At 72.2% G+C, this 19,371-nt stretch carries 18 protein-coding genes; 9 read left to right on the top strand and 9 right to left on the bottom strand.

The genetic code is table 11. The annotated features are described in order from the left end of the window. Positions 1–101 precede the first annotated feature (101 nt). Complete coding sequence (gene pgk / locus DLJ49_RS03880) at positions 102–1,283, bottom strand: phosphoglycerate kinase (protein WP_115392202.1); 1,182 nt, start codon at positions 1,281–1,283, stop codon at positions 102–104. Between the two features lie 68 nt (positions 1,284–1,351). Here pgk and DLJ49_RS03875 point away from each other — a divergent pair, with 68 nt between their 5' ends. The 4 genes from DLJ49_RS03875 (at position 1,352) to DLJ49_RS03860 (ending at position 4,286) form a co-directional block, all read left to right on the top strand. Next, a complete protein-coding gene (locus DLJ49_RS03875; RefSeq protein ID WP_115392201.1) occupies positions 1,352–1,852 on the top strand; it encodes a peptidylprolyl isomerase in 501 nt (166 codons plus the stop codon). Further along, entirely contained in the window at positions 1,845–2,495 is a 651-nt protein-coding gene (locus tag DLJ49_RS03870) for a peptidylprolyl isomerase (protein ID WP_115392200.1), read from the top strand. The genes DLJ49_RS03875 and DLJ49_RS03870 overlap by 8 nt, the downstream gene beginning before the upstream one ends. Positions 2,496–2,499: 4 nt before the next feature. Continuing rightward, on the top strand, positions 2,500–3,231 hold the full coding sequence (locus tag DLJ49_RS03865; protein WP_115392199.1) for a DUF4336 domain-containing protein: 732 nt from the start codon (positions 2,500–2,502) through the stop codon (positions 3,229–3,231). An 89-nt stretch (positions 3,232–3,320) separates the two neighbouring features. Continuing rightward, entirely contained in the window at positions 3,321–4,286 is a 966-nt protein-coding gene (locus DLJ49_RS03860; protein WP_115392198.1) for a DUF3179 domain-containing protein, read from the top strand. A 120-nt stretch (positions 4,287–4,406) separates the two neighbouring features. On the opposite strand, the gene DLJ49_RS03855 is transcribed toward DLJ49_RS03860, so the two are convergent. Both DLJ49_RS03855 and DLJ49_RS03850 read right to left on the bottom strand, forming a co-directional pair. Next, positions 4,407–4,994: a lipid-binding SYLF domain-containing protein gene (locus DLJ49_RS03855; protein WP_115392197.1), complete on the bottom strand. Its 588-nt coding sequence runs from the start codon at positions 4,992–4,994 to the stop codon at positions 4,407–4,409. Positions 4,995–5,158: 164 nt separating this feature from the next. After that, a complete protein-coding gene (locus tag DLJ49_RS03850) occupies positions 5,159–5,584 on the bottom strand; it encodes an MmcB family DNA repair protein (RefSeq protein WP_233488730.1) in 426 nt (141 codons plus the stop codon). A gap of 586 nt (positions 5,585–6,170) precedes the next feature. Between DLJ49_RS03850 and DLJ49_RS03845 the strand changes: the two genes are divergently transcribed. Continuing rightward, a complete protein-coding gene (locus DLJ49_RS03845; protein WP_233488706.1) occupies positions 6,171–7,559 on the top strand; it encodes a coiled-coil domain-containing protein in 1,389 nt (462 codons plus the stop codon). A gap of 1 nt (position 7,560) precedes the next feature. After that, complete coding sequence (locus tag DLJ49_RS03840; protein WP_233488704.1) at positions 7,561–8,337, top strand: COG3904 family protein; 777 nt, start codon at positions 7,561–7,563, stop codon at positions 8,335–8,337. A gap of 54 nt (positions 8,338–8,391) precedes the next feature. Here the strand turns inward: DLJ49_RS03840 and DLJ49_RS03835 are convergent, their stop codons facing one another. The 5 genes from DLJ49_RS03835 to DLJ49_RS03815 form a co-directional block, all read right to left on the bottom strand. Further along, entirely contained in the window at positions 8,392–8,721 is a 330-nt protein-coding gene (locus DLJ49_RS03835; protein WP_115392341.1) for a hypothetical protein, read from the bottom strand. Between the two features lie 113 nt (positions 8,722–8,834). Then, positions 8,835–10,385, bottom strand: coding sequence for a hypothetical protein (locus DLJ49_RS03830; protein ID WP_115392195.1), 1,551 nt, complete (start codon positions 10,383–10,385; stop codon positions 8,835–8,837). A gap of 106 nt (positions 10,386–10,491) precedes the next feature. Further along, positions 10,492–11,373, bottom strand: a complete 882-nt coding sequence (locus tag DLJ49_RS03825) for a dimethyl sulfoxide reductase anchor subunit family protein (RefSeq protein ID WP_115392194.1) — start codon at positions 11,371–11,373, stop codon at positions 10,492–10,494. Between the two features lie 4 nt (positions 11,374–11,377). After that, the gene (locus DLJ49_RS03820) at positions 11,378–12,124 is read right to left on the bottom strand and encodes a 4Fe-4S dicluster domain-containing protein (RefSeq protein ID WP_115392193.1); all 747 of its coding nucleotides are present in this window, start codon (positions 12,122–12,124) and stop codon (positions 11,378–11,380) included. A 49-nt stretch (positions 12,125–12,173) separates the two neighbouring features. After that, positions 12,174–15,035: a molybdopterin oxidoreductase family protein gene (locus DLJ49_RS03815; protein ID WP_115392192.1), complete on the bottom strand. Its 2,862-nt coding sequence runs from the start codon at positions 15,033–15,035 to the stop codon at positions 12,174–12,176. Between the two features lie 228 nt (positions 15,036–15,263). Here DLJ49_RS03815 and DLJ49_RS03810 point away from each other — a divergent pair, with 228 nt between their 5' ends. Continuing rightward, on the top strand, positions 15,264–15,485 hold the full coding sequence (locus DLJ49_RS03810; RefSeq protein WP_115392191.1) for a hypothetical protein: 222 nt from the start codon (positions 15,264–15,266) through the stop codon (positions 15,483–15,485). A 45-nt stretch (positions 15,486–15,530) separates the two neighbouring features. On the opposite strand, the gene DLJ49_RS03805 is transcribed toward DLJ49_RS03810, so the two are convergent. Next, positions 15,531–17,159 (bottom strand): peptide chain release factor 3, encoded by a 1,629-nt coding sequence (locus DLJ49_RS03805; protein ID WP_115392190.1) that lies wholly within the window; start codon positions 17,157–17,159, stop codon positions 15,531–15,533. A 278-nt stretch (positions 17,160–17,437) separates the two neighbouring features. On the opposite strand from DLJ49_RS03805, the gene DLJ49_RS03800 reads away from it, so the two are divergent. Both DLJ49_RS03800 and DLJ49_RS22820 read left to right on the top strand, forming a co-directional pair. Beyond that, positions 17,438–18,067, top strand: coding sequence for a ParA family protein (locus DLJ49_RS03800; RefSeq protein WP_147277258.1), 630 nt, complete (start codon positions 17,438–17,440; stop codon positions 18,065–18,067). A 74-nt stretch (positions 18,068–18,141) separates the two neighbouring features. Next, positions 18,142–18,879, top strand: a complete 738-nt coding sequence (locus DLJ49_RS22820) for a baeRF12 domain-containing protein (RefSeq protein WP_369932483.1) — start codon at positions 18,142–18,144, stop codon at positions 18,877–18,879. Positions 18,880–19,371: the final 492 nt, after the last annotated feature.

Here is a 19,371-nt window from a genome sequence, read left to right as displayed (position 1 = left end):
CAGCGACAGGTCCTGCCCAGAAGGCCCCAGTGCTTTACGCTACGCAAGGCCCAAGAGGCGCGGCACAGCCGTCGCGGGCCAACGCCCTCCTCGGGCGCCCCTCAGCGGTGGAGCGCGGCGACCCCCGGCAACTCCTTGCCCTCCATCCATTCGAGGAAAGCGCCGCCCGCCGTGCTGACATAGCTGAAATCGTCGGCCACGCCTGCGTGGTGCAGCGCCGACACCGTGTCGCCGCCCCCCGCCACGCTGACAAGCGCATCCGCCCCGGTCGCCTCGGCCGCCGCGCGCGCCGCGGCCACCGTGGCCGCGTCGAACGGCGCGATCTCGAAGGCGCCGAGCGGGCCGTTCCAGATGAGCGTGCGGCAGGTGCCGAACAGTTCCTTAAGCCGCTCCACCGTCTCGGGGCCGGCATCGAGGATCATCCGGTCGGCCGGGCAGGCCTCGGCCGCCACCGTCTGCGACGGCGCCCCCGCCTCGAACCTCTCGGCCACCACCACGTCGACGGGCAGGTGCACGCGGCATCCCGTCTCCTCGGCGCGGGCCATGATCTCGCGCGCCGTCTCGCCCATGTCGCGCTCGGCCAGCGAGGTGCCGATCTCCAGCCCCTGCGCGGCGAGGAAGGTGTTGGCCATCCCGCCCCCGATCACGAGGTGATCGACCCGCGCCACGAGGTTCTTCAGAAGGTCGATCTTGGTCGAGACCTTGGCGCCCCCCACCACCGCGCAGAGCGGCCGCTCGGGGGCCGATAGCGCCGCCTCGAGCGCCTTGAGCTCCGCCTCCATCAGCCGCCCCGCGCAGGCCGGCAGCAGATGCGCCAGCGCCTCGGTCGAGGCATGCGCCCGGTGCGCGGCCGAGAACGCGTCGTTGACATAGACATCGCCCAGCGCCGCGAGTTGCGCGGCGAGCACCGGGTCGTTCTTCTCCTCGCCCGGCTGGAAGCGGATGTTCTCGAGCAGCAGCACCTCGCCCGGTTTCTGCGCGCCCACGGCCTCGGGCGCTTCCTCGAAGGTCACCAGCCTGACCGGCACGCCCAGCGCCGCCTCGAGAGCCGGCACCGTGACCGACAGCGACATCTCCGGCACGACCTTGCCCTTGGGCCGGCCGAAATGCGCGATCAGGACGGGCAGGGCGCCCTTGTCCATCAGGTCGCGCACCGTCGGCACGATGCGCTCGATCCGCGTCGCGTCGGTCACGCGCCCGTCCTCGACCGGTACGTTGACATCCACCCGCACCAGCGCCGTGCGCCCCGAAAGCTCCATGTCGTCGAGCGTCTGCCAGCCCATGCGCGCCCCCTTCCGATCCGTGCGCCCCCCGTTTAGGGTCGCGCCGACAGCGACGCAAGGAGAGGCGCATGGCCGAGATCAAGGACCCCGAGAACACCATCCTCATCGAGCTGGAGGGCGGCACGGTGACGGTCGAGCTGTTGCCCGACATCGCGCCGGAGCATTGCGCCCGGATGAAGGAGCTCGCCCGCGCCGGGGCCTATGACGGCGTGGTGTTCCACCGGGTGATCGACGGTTTCATGGCGCAGACCGGCGACGTGAAGCACGGCGCCAAGGGGGGCGACCTGCGCCGCGCGGGCACGGGCGGCTCGGACCTGCCCAACCTCAAGGCCGAGTTCTCGAAGATCCCGCACGACCGGGGCACGATCGGCGCGGCCCGCGCCGCGAGCCCCGACAGCGCCAACTCGCAATTCTTCATCAACTTTTCCGACAACCACTTCCTCAACGGCCAGTACACCGTCTACGGTCGCGTGATCGACGGCATGGCCCATGTCGACGCGATCACCCGCGGCGAGCCTCCCGCCAATCCCGACCACATGGTCAGCGTGAAGGTGGCCGCCGATGCGTAATGCCGCCGTGGCAGGGGCGGTCATTCTTGCCGCTGTAGTGATCGCGGCGTTCCTTCTGTTGCGACCGGGCGAAGTGCAGCCACCACCCTCCGTTACAACGGAGCGATCTCAGCCTGCCCCGGTCGATCCCCGAGATTCCGTTCTGCGCATCGAGGTCGCGGGCGAGGCGGAGGGCACCGTCGTCATCGACCTGCTGGAAGACGTCGCCCCCCGGCACGTCGAGCGCATCACCGCGCTCGCCGGGGAAGGCGCCTATGACGGCGTGGTGTTCCACCGCGTGATCGACGAGTTCATGGCGCAGACCGGCGATGTCGAGTTCGGCCGGCTGGGGGGCGACATGTCGATGGCCGGACGCGGCGGCTCCGACCTGCCCGACCTGCCCGCCGAGTTCTCCGACATCCCCTTCGAGCGCGGCGTGGTCGGCATGGCCCGCGCGCAGAGCCCCGACAGCGCCAATTCGCAGTTCTTCATCATGTTCGAGCCCGGCCCGTTCCTCGATGGCCAGTACACGGTCGTCGGGCGCGTCATCGAGGGGATGGAGGTGGTCGACGCGATCAAGCGCGGCGCGGGGCAGAACGGCGCGGTGATCGGCCAGCCCGACGTTATGGAGCGCGTCACCGTCAACGGCGGCCCCGAGGGCTGAGACGATGGGGGTGCGCCTCTACACCCCCATCGACACGCCGAAAGCCTTCGCCCGAGACCTGTGGCTGATCGACGGCCCCGCGATCCGCTTCGCGGGCCTGCCCTTCACGACGCGGGCGACCGTCATTCGTCTTCCCGCGGGCGCGCTGTGGGTGCACTCGCCCACCCGGCTGACCGAGGGGCTGGCGTCAGACCTCGCCGCCCTCGGCACCGTTGGCCACCTGATCGCGCCCAACTGGATCCACTACGCATATCTTCCGGAGTGGCAGGCCGCCTTTCCCGAGGCGCTTCTCTGGGCCGCTCCGGGCGTCGCCGCCAGGGCAGAGGCGCGCGGCAAGCGCCTGCGAGTCGACCGCGACCTGACCGACGCGGCGCCCCCCGACTGGCACGGCACGATCGAGCAGATCGTCGTGGCGGGCAACGCGGTGCACCGCGAGGCGGTGTTCTTCCACAGGCCGAGCCGCACCCTGATCCTGACCGACCTGATCGAGAATTTCGAACCCGCGCGCCTGCCGATCTGGATGCGCCCGCTCGTCCGGCTGGCCGGGATCGCGGCGCCGAAGGGGCGGATGCCGCCGGACATGCGCGCCACGTTCCGCGACCGCGCCGCCTTGCGCGCCTCGGTCGAGACGTTGCTCGGCTGGGCGCCGGAGCGGATCGTGCTCTCCCACGGTCGCCTCTTCGAGCGGAACGCGATGGCCGAGCTGCGCCGTGCCTTCGCCTTCGTGTTGCGCTGACGCGGGCGCACGTTCGCGCGAGCCCGGCTAGGCAGCGCCGCCGACGCCTGTCAGGGTGGAGCGTGCCCCCGCTGCCAAGGATGCATCCCATGCTTCGCCCCCTGGTCATTGCACTGACAGTCGCCCTCGCCGCCCCTGTCGCCGCCGACCCGTCGATCTGGCGCAACGAGTGGCCCGCCACCGACTTCTCGCAGACCTCGGTCGAGGACTGGTCGGAGATCGTCTCGGGCGGCCCGCCGAAGGACGGTATCCCCGCGATCACGGGCCCGAAATTCGTCGAGGTGGCCGAGGAGGACAGGCTGGCCGGCCGCGAGCCCGTCGTCACGGTCGAGATCGAGGGCGCCACGCCGCGCGCCTACCCGATCCGCTACCTTACCTGGCACGAGATCGTGAACGACGAGGTGGGCGGGGTGCCCATCGCCGTCACCTTCTGCCCGCTGTGCAATTCCTTTCCCACCTTCGACCGGCGGGTGGAGGGCGAGGTGCTCGAATTCGGCGTGTCGGGCAAGCTGCGCCACTCCGACATGATCATGTACGACCGCCAGACCGAGAGCTGGTGGCAGCAGGCCGTGGGCGAGGGGATCGTGGGTGAGCATACCGGCACCCGCCTCGATCCGCTGCCCACCTGGATGGAGAGCTGGGACGAGTTCCGCACCCGCAATCCGCAGGGCCTGGTGATGGACGAGCCCGACTACCCCCGCTCCTACGGCCGCAACCCTTATGTCGGATACGACAGCTCCACCCGCCCGTTTCTCTACTCGGGCGACCTGCCGCCCCACGACATCCCCGCGCTCGCCCGCGTCGTGCGCGTGGGCGAGCGCGCCTGGCCCGTCGAGCGCCTGCGCGTCGAGGGAGAGGTGACCGAGGCGGGCGTCACCCTTGCATGGGCCGAGGGGCAGGCCAGCGCGCTCGACGCGGCAGATCTGGGGCAGGGCCGCGAGGTGGGCACGATCCGCGTGCGCGACGCCGCGGGCGCCGACCTGCCCCACGACGTCATGTTCGCCTTCGCCTTCCATGCCTTCTTCCCGCAAGGCACGTGGATGCTGGCCGAATAGGCGGGGAGCCGAGCACGGAACGGGCTCCGGCGCCGCGCGCCCCCATCATCTTGGCCCAAATACTCCGGGCGGAGACGGCCGCAGGCCGGCGGGGGGCAGCGCCCCCCGCGCTCCGGCGGCTCAGGGGATGATGCGCTGGTACTTCGTGCCCTGCAGGTTGGCCCCCGCGATCAGCCCCGTCTGGGCGAAGACGAGCGCGATCACCGGGTCGATCGCGGTCAGCGTGTCCGCCGAGATGTTCCCCCCTCGGTCGAGGGTGGCATATTCCGCTTCCGCGCCGGCCGACCAGCCCGAAGACGTGCGGAAGCGCCGCAGCGCCTCGGGCGTCATGAAGAACAGCGCGTGCGCGTATTGCTGCGCGCCCGCCTGCAGGCCCAGGGTGGCGGTGAAGGCCGCGTAGTAGTCCACGGTCGCGCCGTTGATCCGCAGCGCCCCGGTGCCGTAGCTGCCGCCGATGCCGAGGCCCGCCTCGGTGACCAGCGGCATGTAGAGCTGGCCGGCGGAATCCGACTCGAGCCGCTCGGTGGCGGGATAGGTCTGGAAGAGGAAGCGCCGCGTCTCGTCGACCCGCGCGTCGATCCGGGCGGCCCCGTTCGAGCCGATGCCGTTGTTGCAGCCCGCGAGTGCGAGCGTCGCCGCGCCCGCGCCGGCCGACGCGAGGAAGGCCCGCCGGGTCGGCCGGCAGCCTGCATTGGGTAAGATGGCCATGATCCGCCTCGATGTTCTTGCCTGGTTGGTACCTGCGTGCCTCGTCGGCCTGTCGTCGGCCGTTGGCTCGATGCATACCGCAGGCGCGGCGTCCTGTCACGCCCGGTGGCTGCGGCGCATCGGCCGCGCGCGGGCCTCCGCTCAGGCAGGCCGCCCCGCTCGGTTCAGGCAAGCCCGCGCCGGGCGGCGGCGTCGGGGTCGCGCGCGGCCTGCACCCGCCGCGCCGCGAGCCGCGCAAGGCGGAGCGTCAGCGCCTTGCGCCTTGCGCCGGCAAGCCTCGTCTCGGGCCCCATCCGAACGATCTCGGCGCCCCAGGCGTCGGCCAGGATCAGCCCCGTTCGCTCGGGCAGCAGCTCGGTCGGAAAGTCGGGCCCCACCGCCCAGAAGAAGCGGTCGGCCCAGTCGAGATAGCCCTGCCACTTGCCGTCCGAGACGAAATCGGCACGGCACGACTTGCACTCGACCACCCAGATCTCGCCCTTCGGCCCCAGTGCCATCACGTCGACGCGCAGGCCGGTGGCCAGCGTCACCTCCTCGGCGCAGGCGAAATCGTGCTCGGCCGACAGCGCCCGGCAGACGCCCCGCGCGATGAGCTGTCCCGGCGCAAGGGCGGTGGCGACCTCGAGACCACCGGCGCGCGCGCGACCGGGATACGCGCCACCGGGACGCGCCCCGCCGCGCGTCGCGTCGTCGGAACACGGCGCGCGGGCGTCCGGGCGCGGTGCGTCGGGATCGAGGAAGTCGTCGCTCATGGCTCGGAGCGTGAACGAAATGTGAACAATGGGCAACCCGGCCCGTCGGAACGGCGTACTCGCAAGACGCAAGGTCAGCCCCGCCCCCGCCCCTTGCCGCGCCCCCGCCCCCGGCTTACCTTGCCTCGTGGCGGGTCTGTTCTTCTCGTCAGGGGCCCTATTCCGGTGGCCTTAAGCAACACCGAGGGAGCTGGCTCTGCCCGGGTCCTGGCCCGGCTACCTGGCGCCCACCTGTATTCACAGGTCCTCGGGAATTGCACGCCCCGACGGTCGCTACGGTCCCCGCCACGCCACGCCACGCAACCGCCCCCGCCGGCCCGACCGGCGGGGGCGTGCGCCGGCAGGGCCCATCCCCTCACGCCACCGTTCCCTTCCGCCGCAGGCGCTGCCGCCCTATGGTGCCCACGACCGAGGGGAGGCAGCGATGGACAACCTCAGCCGTGCCGAGGCGCAGGGCCTGCGCCATGCCCGCGAGCTCGACAGCCACATGGGGGCGCTCGGGGCGATCACGCCCACCGCGCTCGGCGTGCTGGCCACGGCCTCGGGCATCTACACCTATCTCGGCGTCTCCTCGCTGCTCGACGATACCGGCGCGCTGTCGTTCTTCGCCGCGCTCGCCTATTCCGTCGCCGTCTCGGTGGGTATCTTCGTCTTCTGGTCGTGGATGATGCGGCTGTTGCCGGCCGTCCGCACCGCCTCGGCCCGCATCGGCCTGCTGATGTCGATGGCGCTCGGCTCGCTCGCCATCGTCGCGATGTCGTCGTGGCTCAACGCCGCCGCGCTCGCCGGCGCCGCTGCGGTCGAGCAGCACCTCGCCGAGACGGTGCAGGACTACCAGGGCAGCCTCGAGCGCGCCCACGAGATCGCCGTCTCGGCCCAGGCCCTGCAGCAGGATGTCGCGCGCACCCGCCAGACCTTCGAGGACCTGTCCGAGCGCGAGGCGGCGGGCGAGTTGTCGGGCCTCGCCGGGCAGGGCGCCGTCTTCCGCGTCCTGCGCCAGAAGTCGGACGAACTCGCCGCGCTCGAGGCGCAGATCGCCGGGCAGGGCGACCTGATCGACCGGGCCTTCGCCGAGGGCAACGCCATCCTCAGCCGGATGCGCGCGCTGACGGTCGAGCGCGGGCCGGTCGAGCCGCGGTCGGTGACGTTCAGCGAAGAGGCGGTGCGCCTCGCCGGCATCATCACGCAGCTGCGCCAGCTCTCGGTCGCGCCGCTGGTCGCCCGCGCGGCGCGCGATCTCGAGGCGTCGGTCGTCCTTCCGGAGCTCGACGGCGGCACCGAGGCCGCGCGCGAGGGGCAGGCGGCGACCATCGGCTCGGTCCTGTCGGTGCTCGGACAGCGGGCAGCCACGCTCGAGCAGGCGGCCGAACAGGTCATGGCGATGCCTCCCGCGGCCGAGGTCGCCTACGTGCCGATCTCGGCGGCCGATGCGGTGATCCTCTACGCCGGCAGTTTCGTGCCCTCCTGGGCCGGTGCCATCGCGATCGACCTGTTGCCGGCGGTGCTGGTGCTCGTCGCCATGATCGTCGAGGCCGCGATCCGTGCGGGCCGCGAGCCCGCCGCCACCGAGGACGCGCTGACGCTGGGCGAGTTGCGCGCCGCCCTGGCCGGCCTGCGCGAGGTCGAGGGCGCCATGACCCGCGCCGAAGAGGCGCGCGAGATGCACGAGACCCGCCCGCAGGCGCCGCCCGCCGCCCAGCCCGCCGCACCGCAGCCCGCCGCACCGCTGGCCGAAACCGTGCCGACCGATGCGGCGGACCCGCCTGCGGAGGGGGCCCAGGTCCGCCCCCTCGCGCCCGGACGGGGCGGCTGAAATGACCGCCGAGGCACGGCCCCCCGCGCCACCCGACCCGATGCGCGGCACGCGGCGCGCGCTGCGCGGGATGCTGCTGTTGCAGGTCGGCCTCGCCCTTGCTCTCGCCGCGGCCGAGATCGGGCGTGCGCTGCCGCCCGGCGGCCTGCCCTTCGCGCTGCCCGGAACGCGGCCGCCGGGGCTCGAGGCGCCGGTGGCGCCGGGCGACCAGCGCCGCCGCTTCGCTCCCTCCGACCTGCCCGATCTGCCCGCGGCGGGCGACATGCCTTCGCGGCTTCTGTTCGAGCAGGAGGGCGATCTTGCCCGCGCCACCGGCGCGATCGCGCCGGGCGACGGGGCGCGCTTCGCCGAATGGCTGGCGGGCCGGGAAGAGCCGCCCGCCACGCTCGCCCTCCACTCGACGGGCGGCTCGGTGTCGGACGCGCTGGAGATCGGCCGCGCCGTGCGCGCGGCGGGGCTGGCGACCGAGGTGGCGGCCGAGCGCCTGTGTCTGTCGGCCTGTCCCTATATCCTTGCGGGCGGCGTGGCGCGGCGGGTGGGAGAGGGCGCAGCCGTGGGCGTGCACCAGCATTACCACGGCGAGAACAGTTACCTGCCTGCCTTCCTCGCCGTCGAGGACATCCAGCGCGGGCAGGCCGAAGTGATGGCGCACCTGTCCGACATGGGCGTGGACCCGCGCGTGATGATCCCGGCGCTCTCGACCCCGCCCGCCGAGATCTACGTGCTGATGCCGGAAGAGCTCGTGCGCCACGGCCTCGTCACGCCAGACGGCACCTGAGACGGGCGACCCGCGCCATACGGCATGCGGCCGGCCGGCGCGACGGTGCGACCGTCAGCGCGAGGGGCGGTCGGCCTCGACCGGCACGGCGACAGGCGATGTCGCGCGGCCCGGCGCCCGCAGGGGGGCGGGGCGCAGCCGGCCGCCGCCGCCGGACCCTTCGGGGCTGGCCATCCGCATCACCGCGATGCCGAACTGCACGCCGGAAAAGACGATCCCGTTGAAGAGCCACAGCAGGAACACCGCGAGCGGCCCGGCCGAGGTATGGGTCACGAGGTGCCAGAGATTGGCCACGTTCAGCCCCAGCAGGAGGCCGACGAACACCGCCGCCATGGCAAAGCCGATCGCGGACTGGACGATGTAGAGGCGGACGAGGCGCGGCAGTCGCTCGCTCATGGTCGCTCCTTCCGGTTGTGCGCTTCTCCAGATCTAGGGCGCCATGGCCGCCACGGAAACCCCCGTCGGCGGGGCGCGTCGCGCGCCGATTGCGGCGTGCGCTAGCCTGCCTCGTCGCGCAGGGCGTGGGCCGACCGGCGCCAGACCGGCGCGTCGCGCCGCTCGGCGGCGGCGGCGGCGCCCGCCTCCAGCCAGTCGAGACGCCCGAGCAGCGCCTGCACTGCGCCGTGCAGCTCGCCCCGGCCGAACCCGGCGCCCGGCGCCGGCCGGAGCGCCGCGCCAGCCTCCATCATCGCGCCGCTGCGGGGCAGGGCCGCCCCCCCTGCAGCGGAGGGCCGATCGGCCGTCGGGGCGTTTTCGATGCCGCCGGGGGCCTCGAGCGCGGCGAGACGGTCGTTCACCGCGCGCAGGCCCAGCCGCAGGGTGGCGAGCGCCTCCGACAGCCGGGCGGAATCGTCGGCCTGGGCCGCGCTCACCGCCTCGATGGCCCGGCGCATCTCGGCCATCGCTTCGACCTGTGCGCCATGGCTCGCCTCCATCCCTTCCGAAAGGCGGGCCTCGACGCCGCCGAGCGCCTCGACGAGCGCGCCCGTGATGCGTGCCTCGGCCCCGGCGAGCGCCCCGCCGACCGCCCCGCCGACCGCCCCGGCCTGCGTCCCGACTTCCGCTCCGGGCTTGGGGCGATCCACGGATGCGGGGATTTGCGGCGCGGCGAGGGCTGGCCCCTCGGCGGGCCCTTGCGCCTGTGCGCTGCGCGGGGCGTCTTCTGCCGTGGCCGGCCCGGCAGAGACCGGATTGGCCGTTGCCGGGGTGGCATGGGCGCTCGGCGACGCTTCTGCGGAGCGTTCGGTGGCAGCCTCGATGCGCTCGGCGAGTTCGGTCAGCGCGCGCTCCTGCGCCGCCGCCGTCTCGCTTGCCCGGCGCTCCGCCGCCTCGACGACCTGCGCCAGTCGGCTCAGGCCCTCGGCGAGCGCGGCCTGCCCGCGGGCGAGCGTTGCCGGATCCGGCGCCGCCTCTTCCGGTGCGGGCCGAGGTGCGGCCCCGGTCGGTGTCGCCCCCCGTTCGGCTGCCGCCGGCAAGCCGGCAGCCGGGCCGCCGCCTGCCGGCGCGCCCGGCCTGTCGTCGTGTTGCCCCATCTGCGATGCGCCGGCCCCTGGGAGGGCCGCGGCGTGGGCGGCGTCGCCGCGCTGGTCGGCCGCGGCGGGCCCAGGGGGCGGCCTTTCGCCCGCGCCGGTGGCGGGCGCGGGGGCGGTCTGCCCGCGCAGGCTGGGCGGCAGGATTCGGCGGGGCGTGCCGTGCGCGGCCGGTGCGGCCTCGGCGCTGCCGGCTGCGTCCTTCGCGGCGCCGATCGGCAGCAGGCGGTGGGCGATCACGCTCGTCACCTCGCGCCGCCCCGGTGGCAGACAAAGGGCGAAGCGGCCCGAGGCGAGCGCCATGACGTTGCTCGCCTGCCGTGCGGCATCGGCGCGGAATCGCGCCATCGCCTCGGCCGTCACGGGGGGCGCGAGCTCGGCCACATGGCTCATCAGCCCCGCGCGGGCCATGACGGCGAGGTGATCCTCGTGATCGGTACCGTCGGGCCGGCGCGCGCTGTCGCCCATGCCGCCCCGAGAGCCGCCCCCAGCGCCGCCCCGCGTGTCGCCGTCGCTCATGCCTGTCTCCCGTGCCCCCGTGCCACGAACCGCAAGGACAGAATCGCCTCCTGCGCCCCTGCACCATCGGGCAGCGGCCTTATCGGCGGGTTAACCTTGACGCGGTTCAGGCGACGCGGCGGCCGTAATACAGGCCCACGACGTGTTCGGCCTCGGCGAAGAACAGCCAGCGCTGCACGGCCACGCCCCCGGCATGGAGCGCCGCGCCGAGCCACGAGGCCCAGAGCGCGCCCCCCGACACGGCCAGGAGCACGAGCGGCAGGCCGATCATCGCCGTGAAGGCGACGACGCGCAGTTTGCGTGCATGGCGGCGGCCGACGACGAAAACCATCTCGCGCAGGAGGTAATTGTCGCCCGTATGCGGCGGCTCGAAGGCGCGCACCGCGCCGCGGCCGCCCAGCCCGGTGGCGGTGCCGATCGTCGTGCCCGCCCGCGCAAAGGCCGCGTCGCCCGCGCGCCAGGCCCAGAGCTGCACTGCACCCGCGGCCGCCAGCAGCACCGCGGCGGCCGGCGCCTGCCCGGCCAGCAGGGCGCCCCCGGCGAGCGACAGCAACAGATAGAGCGGCGGCGTGGCGGGCTGGTGCCAGCGCGGCACCGCCCGGATCGAGGCGTAGATCATCGAGGTGGTAAAGACGGTGATCACGCAGAGGCCCGCGCCGAGCCCGCCGAGCAGGGCGAATCGCGTGCCCAGAAAGACGGGGCCGATCGCGTGCAGGCCGGTGACCGTCAGCGCCGCGACCGAGGCCCACGCCTCGCGCGAGAGCCACGATGTGCGCCACTGGGTGAAGGCGAGAAGCGCCCGCTCGGGGTGACCGAGGTGGAAGGTCGACGAGATCAGCCCGCCGATCGCCAGGGCAAAGCCGGCGCCGTAGCCCCAGAAGGCCGCCCAGCCGCTGAGCGCCGGCAGGCCGAGCGCGAGGAAGGTGAGCAGGCCGAAGCCGAGCCCCGAGAGCGTCGTGAAGACGATGACGGAGGGAGCGGGATGCATGGGCTCAGAGCTTCGACAGCTGTCGGTCGAGCCAGCCGAGCAGGCCGTCGGGCGTATCGGCCACCGGCTCGAGCAGGGGGCCGAGCACGTCCATCACCGGCTCCTCGTCGCGCGGACGCGGCGGGAGATACTTGTTGACGGGCCTCGTGCCCATCTCGGGCATCAGGTCGATCCCGTCGCGCTCGGCGACGAGCCGCGACACCTCCGAGTCCGGGTCGCCAAGGTCGCCGAAATGGCGCGCTCCGGCGGGGCAGGTGCGCACGCAGGCGGGCACGCGGTCTTCCTCGGGGATGTGCTCGTTGTAGATCCGGTCGACGCAGAGCGTGCACTTCTTCATCACGCCGGCCGCGATGTCCATCTCGCGGGCGCCGTAGGGGCAGGCCCAGGCGCACAGGCCGCAGCCGATGCAGCTGGATTCGTTGACCAGCACGATCCCGTCGTCCTCGCGCTTGTAGCTGGCGCCGGTGGGGCAGACGGTGACGCAGGGGGCATCCTCGCAGTGCAGGCAGCTCTTGGGGAAATGCACGAGCTGGGCCGGGCCGCGCTCGGGTTGCACCTCGTAGCTGTGCACGCGGTTGAGGAACGTCCCCGAGGGGTCTGATCCGTAGGGGTTCTGATCGGACAGTGGCGCGCCGTAACCCTCGGTGTTCCAGCCCTTGCAGGCGACCACGCAGGCGTGGCAGCCGACACAGGTGTCGAGGTCGATCACGAGGCCCATCTTGCGCTGGGTTTCGGCAGGAAGGTCGGTCATCGGGGCATCCGTCTCGTCTCGGTCTGCGTCACGTCGGGCCGGTGCGCGCTCACGCCCCCACCTTCCAGGCGAGGGCGCTCGGGCCGGTGCCCACGGGGGAGCGCTGTACGCCCGTCTCGGGCAGGGTGCGCGCGGGGGGCGCGACCTTTTCGATCCGCACGCGCAGGTCGAACCACGCCGCCTGCCCGGTGACGGGGTCGGAGTTCGACCAGCGCATGCCGTCTTCGCGCGGTGGCAGAAGATCGCCGATCAGGTGATTGAGAAGAAATCCCTTTTCGGTTTCTTCGGCATCCTTCTCCAGGGCCCAGGCGCCCTTGCGCTTGCCGATGGCGTTCCATGTCCAGACGGTACGGGGGTTGAGCGCGGCCATGTGGGCGACGGGCACGACGATCTCGGCATGGGGCGAGGTGAGCTTCGCCCAGTCGCCCTCCTCGAAGCCCTCGCGCTGCCAGATCTCGGTGGGCACGAAGAGCGGGTTCATCCCGTGGATCTGGCGTAGCCAGGCGTTCTGCGAGCCCCAGGAGTGATACATCGCCATCGGCCGCTGGGTGAGGGCGTGGAGGGGGAAGTCGCCCTCGGCATGCGGCTCGGCGGTCGCCTCCCAGTGGGGCAGCGGATCCATCGCGCGGCGCACGCGCTCGCGCAGGTGCTCGGGCGGCTGGCGCGGCCCCTGGCCCTCGGCGGCGCGCTGGAAGCGGCGCAGCGGCTCGGACCAAAGCTCCAGCAGGTAGGGCTGGGGGGCATCGTAGAGGCCAAGCTGCACGGCCCAGTCCTGGTAGGCGGCGTTCCACGGCTTCATGAAGCGCGCCTCGTCGGGGATCTCGGCGGTGCAGAAGCCGCCCGCCTCGATGTAGCGGTCGATCTGGGCGGGGTTCGGGGCGCCGCGGCCCGTCTCGTCGCCGTTGCCGCGCCAGCCCATCAGGGGGCCCACGCCGGGGCGGCGCTGGTGGTTGACCATGTAGTCGGCGTAGTCGGCGTAGAGCGGTTCGCCCGCCTCGTCGACGAAGCTCGGCAGCTTCAGGCGGCCGGCGAGGTCGATCAGCACGCTCTGGAAGGGGCGCACGTCACGATCGGGCGCCACCACCGGCCAGCGAATCGCGTCGGCGGCCATGTCGGCCTCGCAGATCGGCCGGTCGAGCAGCGAGATGCAGTCGTGCCGCTCCAGATAGGTCGTGTCGGGCAGGACGAGATCGGCATAGGCCACCATCTCCGACGAGTAGGCGTCGGAGTAGATGATCCGGGGGATGACGTAGTCGCCGTTCTCGTCGGTATCGGTCAGCTTGGCCATCGTCTCGGACGTATTCATCGCCGAGTTCCACGCCATGTTCGCCATGTAGAGAAACAGCGTGTCGATCCGGTAGGGGTCGCCCGCATGGGCGTTGGCGATCACCGAGTGCAGCATCCCGTGGACGGCGAGGGGGTGCTCCCAGGTGAACGCCTTGTCGATCCGCTGCGGCGTGCCGTCCTCGTCGATCGCCAGGTCCTCCGGGCCAAGGGGGTAACCCAGATGCGGGCCGGCGAGGGGCGTGCCGGGGCTGTGGTCGGCGTGCGGGCGCGGATGGGCGTGCGCAGGCTTGGGGTAGGGCGGCTTGAAGCGGAAGCCGCCGGGCGCCTCGACAGAGCCGATCAGCGCCTGAAGCAGGTGCAGCGCGCGGGCGGTGTGGAAGCCGTTGGCGTGCGCCGAGATGCCCCGCATGGCGTGCATCGAGACCGGGCGCGCGGTGAAGCCGTCGTGGCTCTCGCCGCGAAAGTCGGTCCAGGGCTGGGCGACGTGGACCGCCTTGTCGAAGGCGGCATGGGCGATCTGCGCGGCCAGCGCGCGGATGCGATCGGCGGAGACGCCGACGCGATCGGCCACGGCCTCGGGCGCATAGTGCCGGTCGAGATAACGGGCGGCGAGGTGGTGAAAGACGGTGCGGCAGGTCTCGCCGTCGCGCTCCAGCGTGCCGCCGAGGTCGGGGCGCACGCCGCGGGCGTCGAAGGCGGCCGGGGCGCCGGTCGCCCGGTCGACGACCAGGAGCTTGCCGCCCTCGTCCCTCAGCAGCAGCCCGTCGGGGCCGACGAGGCAGGGCGCGTTCGTCCATCGCGCGAGATAGTCGGCGTCGACGCGGCCGGCCTGCAGAAGGGTATGGATCAGCGACAGGATCAAGAGGCCGTCGGTGCCGGGCGTCACGCCCACCCATTCGTCGGCCACCGCGTTGTAGCCGGTGCGGATCGGGTTGATGCCGATCACCCTCGCGCCGCGCGCCTTCAACTCGCCCAGACCCATCTTGATGGGATTGGAGTCGTGATCCTCGGCCACGCCGAACAGCACGAACAGCTCCGTCCGCTCCCAGTCGGGCTGGCCGAACTCCCAGAAGGCGCCGCCGAGCGTGTAGATACCCCCCGCCGCCATGTTGACCGAGCAGAAGCCGCCATGCGCGGCGTAGTTCGGAGTGCCGAACATCTGTGCCCACAAGCCCGTGAAGCTCTGCGACTGGTCGCGCCCGGTGAAGAAGGCGAGCTTTTCCGGCGCGCTCTCGCGCAGGGGCCTGAGCCACTCCACGGCCGTCTGCAGCGCCTCCTCCCAGCTGATCTCCTCGAACTCGCCGGAGCCGCGGGGGCCGACCCGCCGCAGCGGCGCCCGCAGGCGCGACGGCGCGTTGACCTGCATGATCCCGGCCGAGCCCTTGGCGCAGAGCACGCCGCGATTGACCGGGTGGTCGCGGTTTCCCTCGATATAGGCGACGCGCTTTTCGCCGTCCGGCCCCGTCTTCATGTGCACGTCGATGCCGCAGCGACAGGCGCACATGTAACAGGTCGTCTTGCGGATCTCGTCCGAGACGCGCGGCGACAGATCAAGCGCCGGTTGTCCCGTCCGTCCCGGCTCTCCGCCTCGCGCGGCGCCGGGGTGCTGCTTCCCCACTCCCATGCGGCGCATCTAGACAGGGATGGGGGGCGGGGTCCAGAGCCGCCCTGCGAGCGTCGCGCGCCGCCAGCCGGCCTGGCCTCGCGAGCGCGCCGGACCCCCGGCACCGGGTTGCCCCATTCTTGCGCGGAAATGCCCCGCGATTGCCCGGAGCGCGCCCCCGGGGCGCCCGGAGCGGCAGGCACGTTGGGCAGGCCGATCAGAACGAAGGCGCAGAGCGAGGGCGGAGCGATGCTCGACGAGACGACCTATACGATTCTGTTGATGACGGGCGGAATGGTGGCGGTGGTGCTCGCCGTCCTGGCGCTGACGGCGGCCACGCTGCTGGAGGCCCAGCGCCGCTCGTGGGGCCGCGACCGCTGGTCGGAGTTCGAGCGCGAGGCCCTGCGAGAGGCCCTCGGCGTGACAGGCCGCCACCGCGGCCTGACCCCCTTCACCCGGCGGGCGGCCTGACGGTCGGCCCGGGCGCAGGGACGGCGGCTTGGCGGTGCGCCGGTCTCAGACCATCATCTCCTTCGTCGCGCTGAGCGTCAGGTCGGGGTAATCCCGCTCCACGCGGTCGATGTCCCACTGCAGCCGGGTCAGGTAGACGAGATCGCCGTCGTTGTCCTCGGCCATGTGGCCCTTGTTGGCGGCGGCGAATCTCTCCACCGCCGCCTTCGGCCCGGTCACCCAGCGCGCCGAGGTGAACTGCGAGGGCTCGAAGCGCACGGGCAATCCGTATTCCAGCTCGATCCGGCTTGCCAGCACGTCGAACTGCAGCTGGCCGACGACGCCGACGATGAAGCCCGAGCCCACGACCGGCTTGAAGACCTTGGCCGCGCCTTCCTCTGCGAACTGGGTCAGCGCCTTGTCGAGGTGCTTGGCCTTGAGCGGGTCGCCCGGTCGGCAGGCCTGCAGCAGCTCGGGCGCGAACGAGGGGATGCCGGTCACCTTCAGCGCCTCGCCCTCGGTCAGGGTGTCGCCGATGCGCAACTGCCCGTGGTTGGGGATGCCCATGATGTCGCCGGCCCAGGCCTCTTCCGCAAGCTCCCGGTCGGAGGCGAGAAACAGCACCGGCGCCGACACCGTCATCGGCTTCTTCGTGCGCACGTGGGTCAGCTTCATGCCGCGCGTGAAATGTCCCGAGGCGAGGCGCACGAAGGCGACCCGGTCGCGGTGCCTGGGGTCCATGTTGGCCTGCACCTTGAAGACGAAGCCCGACACCTTGCCCTCTTCGGGGGCGATCTGGCGGGGGGTGGCCGATTGCGGCTGCGGCTCGGGCGCGTAGGCGGCCACGCCGTCCATCAGCTCCTTCACGCCGAACGAGTTGATGGCCGAGCCGAACCAGATCGGCGTGAGCGTGCCCTCGTGGACCGCTTGCAGATCGAGCGGCGGCAGCAGTTCGCGCGCCATCTCGACCTCTTCGCGGAGCTGGTCGAGCAGGTGAGCGGGGACGTGCTCGGCCAGCTTCGGGTCGTCCAGACCGTCGATCCGGATCGACTCGGCCACGCGGTTGCGGTCGGCACGGTCCATCAGCTCCAGCCGGTCGCGCAGGATGTCGTAGCAGCCGAGGAAGTCCGAGCCCTTGCCGATGGGCCAGGAGGCCGGCGTCACGTCGATCGCCAGCATCTCCTGGATCTCGTCGACGATGTCGAAGGTGTCGCGGCTCTCGCGGTCCATCTTGTTGCAGAAGGTCAGGATCGGCAGGTCGCGCAGACGGCAGACCTCGAACAGCTTGCGCGTCTGGCTCTCCACGCCCTTCGCCCCGTCGATCACCATGATGGCCGCGTCGACGGCGGTGAGCGTGCGATAGGTATCCTCGGAGAAATCCGAGTGGCCGGGCGTGTCGACGAGGTTGAAGCGGAACGCCCGGTCGCCGCTGGTATAGTCGAACGACATCGCCGAGGCGCTGACGCTGATGCCCCGGTCCTTCTCCATCTGCATGTAGTCGGAGCGCGTGCGCCGCGCCTCGCCCTTGGCGCGCACCTGCCCCGCCATCTGGATCGCGCCGCCGTAGAGCAGGAACTTCTCGGTCAGCGTCGTCTTGCCGGCGTCGGGGTGCGAGATGATGGCGAAGGTGCGCCTGCGCGCGATCTCGGGCGGCAGGGCGGGGCGGTTCGTGGGCGCGGCGGAGGCATCTGGCATGGCCGGGCATATAGAGCCGCCGCGAGACCGGCGCAAACACGCGCATCGGCGCAATGCGGCGCCGAGCGTAGCCGTCGGGACTCGCGTATTTGGAACAGAAAGAAACAGGGCCGCGCCGCGGACCCCCGCCGCGCCATGGCTGCTTCTTTCTGTTCCAAATACGCACTTTCTGACGGCGGCCGCCCGGCATCAGGGGGAGGGGTTGCTCCGGTCGGGGCCGGCAGGTGCTTGTGCCCTTGCGCCCGGCGGCTAGGCTGGGCGCTCCGGGCAGGGAGGACATGCGCGTGAAGACGGTGCTGATCGCCAACCGCAAGGGCGGGGTGGGCAAGACGACCGTGGCGGTCACGCTTGCCGCGGCGCTGGCCGACGGGGGCTGGAAGGTGGGGCTGGCCGATGCCGATCCGCAGCGCTCGACCGTCCGCTGGCTCAAGCGGCGGCCAAGGGGGGCGGTGGAGATCGCGAGCGTCGACTGGGCCTCGCCCAAGGCGCTCGACAAGGCGCCTGCCACGCTCGACTGGCTGGTGGTCGACAGCCCCGGCGCGCTGGAGACCGACGAGGCCAGGGCGCTGGTCGCCGATGCCAGGGCGCTGATCTGCCCGGTGCTGCCCTCGATGTTCGACGTCGAGTCCACGCGGCGCTTCCTGAAGGACCTGGCCGAGCTCAAGCGGGTGCGCAAGGGCAAGGTCGATGTGCATCTCGTCGCCAACCGGATGCGCCCGCGCGACCGGGTGGTGGAGCGTTTCGAGGGCGTGTTCCGCAGGATCGGGCAGGAGCCGGTGGCGCGCCTCTCCGAACGGGTCGCCTATGCCGACCTCGCCGAGCAGGGCCTCGCCGTATTTGACAAGCCGCAACGCCTGTACCGTCCGCTTCGGGCACAGTGGGAGCCGCTGATCCGCGCCGTGGTCTGACGGCCCGAGGCGGGAGGCGGCAGGAACAGCCCCCGACGGTGGGGGTTCTTCCCTCGAAGACAGGAGGACGGATCATGGCAGACCGCAAGCGCTCCCGGGATGGAGCGCAGGAGACGCAGCAATATCTGGAAAGCGAGCCGGCCACGCCGGGCCACCAGGGGCGCGCCGAGGGCGATCTCGAGCGGCAGGTCGGCACCCGCGACGAGCACAAGCGCGCCACCGCCTCGCGCCCCGGTGCGACCCGCGTGACGAAGGAAGACGAAGAGGGCGAAGGCAATCTCGGCGGCCTGCACGGCACCGGCCCGCGCCCGCCCCGCCGCGGGCGGCAGGGCCCCTGGGAAAGCGACGTGCCGCAGGCGGCAGTGCTGACGCACGGCACCTGGATCCTCGTGGCCGACAGCGAGAAGGCGCTGTTTCTGCGCAACGAGACCGACGCGGAAAACCCCAACTTCGTCGTCGTCGGGAAGGAGGAACAGGAAAACCCCGCCACCTCCGAGCAGGGCACCGACCGGCCGGGGCGGATGCAGGATACTGGCGTGCAGCAGCGCTCGGGCATGGAGGATACCGACTGGCACCGGCTGGCGAAGGAGCGCTTCGCCCACGACCTTGCCGACCGGCTCTACGACCTGGCGCACAAGGGCGCCTTCGACCGGATCGTCCTGGTGGCCGCCCCCCGCGTGCTGGGCGCGCTGCGCGACCAGCTGCACAAGGAGGTGAAGGGGCGCGTGGTGGGCGAGGTCGACCGCAACCTCACCCACGAGCCGGTCGACGCCATCGAGCGCCACGTCGCCGGCGCACTGACGCGAGGCTGACGCGCTTCCCCCGGGCGGCCCCCGTGCCGCCCGGAAGCCGCCCTTGCGGCTCGCGCCCCGGGTCGGGTGCACCGGCTCCGCGCGTCGCCCGCGGCGTGTCCCGCGCGCAGGCTGTCGCGCGGGGCGCTTGATTCGGGCGGGGGGCGCCCGTGCCCCTGCTGCGCCGAACAATCCGCGCGAGAGTGCGGGGATTGACCGCGACCGGGAAATGACCCCGCCCGATTTCGATCACGGACTGACCGGCCCAAGTGACCGCCCACGCCATGCCGCGACGCGGCGCGATTGTCGCCCGAGCGCGGACAGTCGCGCCAGACCCGCCGCGGTGGCCGGTCGATTGTTTCCGCAAGCGTCGCCAATGAGCCGTGATCCGGCCTCGGCAAGGGCCGCAGCGCGGCGCGCTCCGGGCGGGGCGCGCCCCGGAAGCAGCCGTTTTTCGGACAAATTTCACTTTCTTGGCCGGAATCGCGGCCGCTATACTTCGAGCAACCTTGC

This window comes from Rhodovulum sp. 12E13 (assembly GCF_003340565.1).
Taxonomy (GTDB): domain Bacteria; phylum Pseudomonadota; class Alphaproteobacteria; order Rhodobacterales; family Rhodobacteraceae; genus HLUCCA09.
Note: the sequence above shows the minus strand (reverse complement) of the source record. Positions and strands in the feature narration are given on the sequence as shown.

Bases quoted from the DNA above. Each gene is read 5' to 3' on its own strand.
- pgk (WP_115392202.1), bottom strand. From the start codon at position 1,283: ATGGGCTGGCAGACGCTCGACGACATGGAGCTTTCGGGGCGCACGGCG.
- DLJ49_RS03875 (WP_115392201.1), top strand. From the start codon at position 1,352: ATGGCCGAGATCAAGGACCCCGAGAACACCATCCTCATCGAGCTGGAG.
- DLJ49_RS03870 (WP_115392200.1), top strand. From the start codon at position 1,845: ATGCGTAATGCCGCCGTGGCAGGGGCGGTCATTCTTGCCGCTGTAGTG.
- DLJ49_RS03865 (WP_115392199.1), top strand. From the start codon at position 2,500: ATGGGGGTGCGCCTCTACACCCCCATCGACACGCCGAAAGCCTTCGCC.
- DLJ49_RS03860 (WP_115392198.1), top strand. From the start codon at position 3,321: ATGCTTCGCCCCCTGGTCATTGCACTGACAGTCGCCCTCGCCGCCCCT.
- DLJ49_RS03855 (WP_115392197.1), bottom strand. From the start codon at position 4,994: ATGGCCATCTTACCCAATGCAGGCTGCCGGCCGACCCGGCGGGCCTTC.
- DLJ49_RS03845 (WP_233488706.1), top strand. From the start codon at position 6,171: ATGGACAACCTCAGCCGTGCCGAGGCGCAGGGCCTGCGCCATGCCCGC.
- DLJ49_RS03840 (WP_233488704.1), top strand. From the start codon at position 7,561: ATGACCGCCGAGGCACGGCCCCCCGCGCCACCCGACCCGATGCGCGGC.
- DLJ49_RS03830 (WP_115392195.1), bottom strand. From the start codon at position 10,385: ATGAGCGACGGCGACACGCGGGGCGGCGCTGGGGGCGGCTCTCGGGGC.
- DLJ49_RS03825 (WP_115392194.1), bottom strand. From the start codon at position 11,373: ATGCATCCCGCTCCCTCCGTCATCGTCTTCACGACGCTCTCGGGGCTC.
- DLJ49_RS03820 (WP_115392193.1), bottom strand. From the start codon at position 12,124: ATGACCGACCTTCCTGCCGAAACCCAGCGCAAGATGGGCCTCGTGATC.
- DLJ49_RS03815 (WP_115392192.1), bottom strand. From the start codon at position 15,035: ATGGGAGTGGGGAAGCAGCACCCCGGCGCCGCGCGAGGCGGAGAGCCG.
- DLJ49_RS03810 (WP_115392191.1), top strand. From the start codon at position 15,264: ATGCTCGACGAGACGACCTATACGATTCTGTTGATGACGGGCGGAATG.
- DLJ49_RS03805 (WP_115392190.1), bottom strand. From the start codon at position 17,159: ATGCCAGATGCCTCCGCCGCGCCCACGAACCGCCCCGCCCTGCCGCCC.
- DLJ49_RS03800 (WP_147277258.1), top strand. From the start codon at position 17,438: ATGCGCGTGAAGACGGTGCTGATCGCCAACCGCAAGGGCGGGGTGGGC.
- DLJ49_RS22820 (WP_369932483.1), top strand. From the start codon at position 18,142: ATGGCAGACCGCAAGCGCTCCCGGGATGGAGCGCAGGAGACGCAGCAA.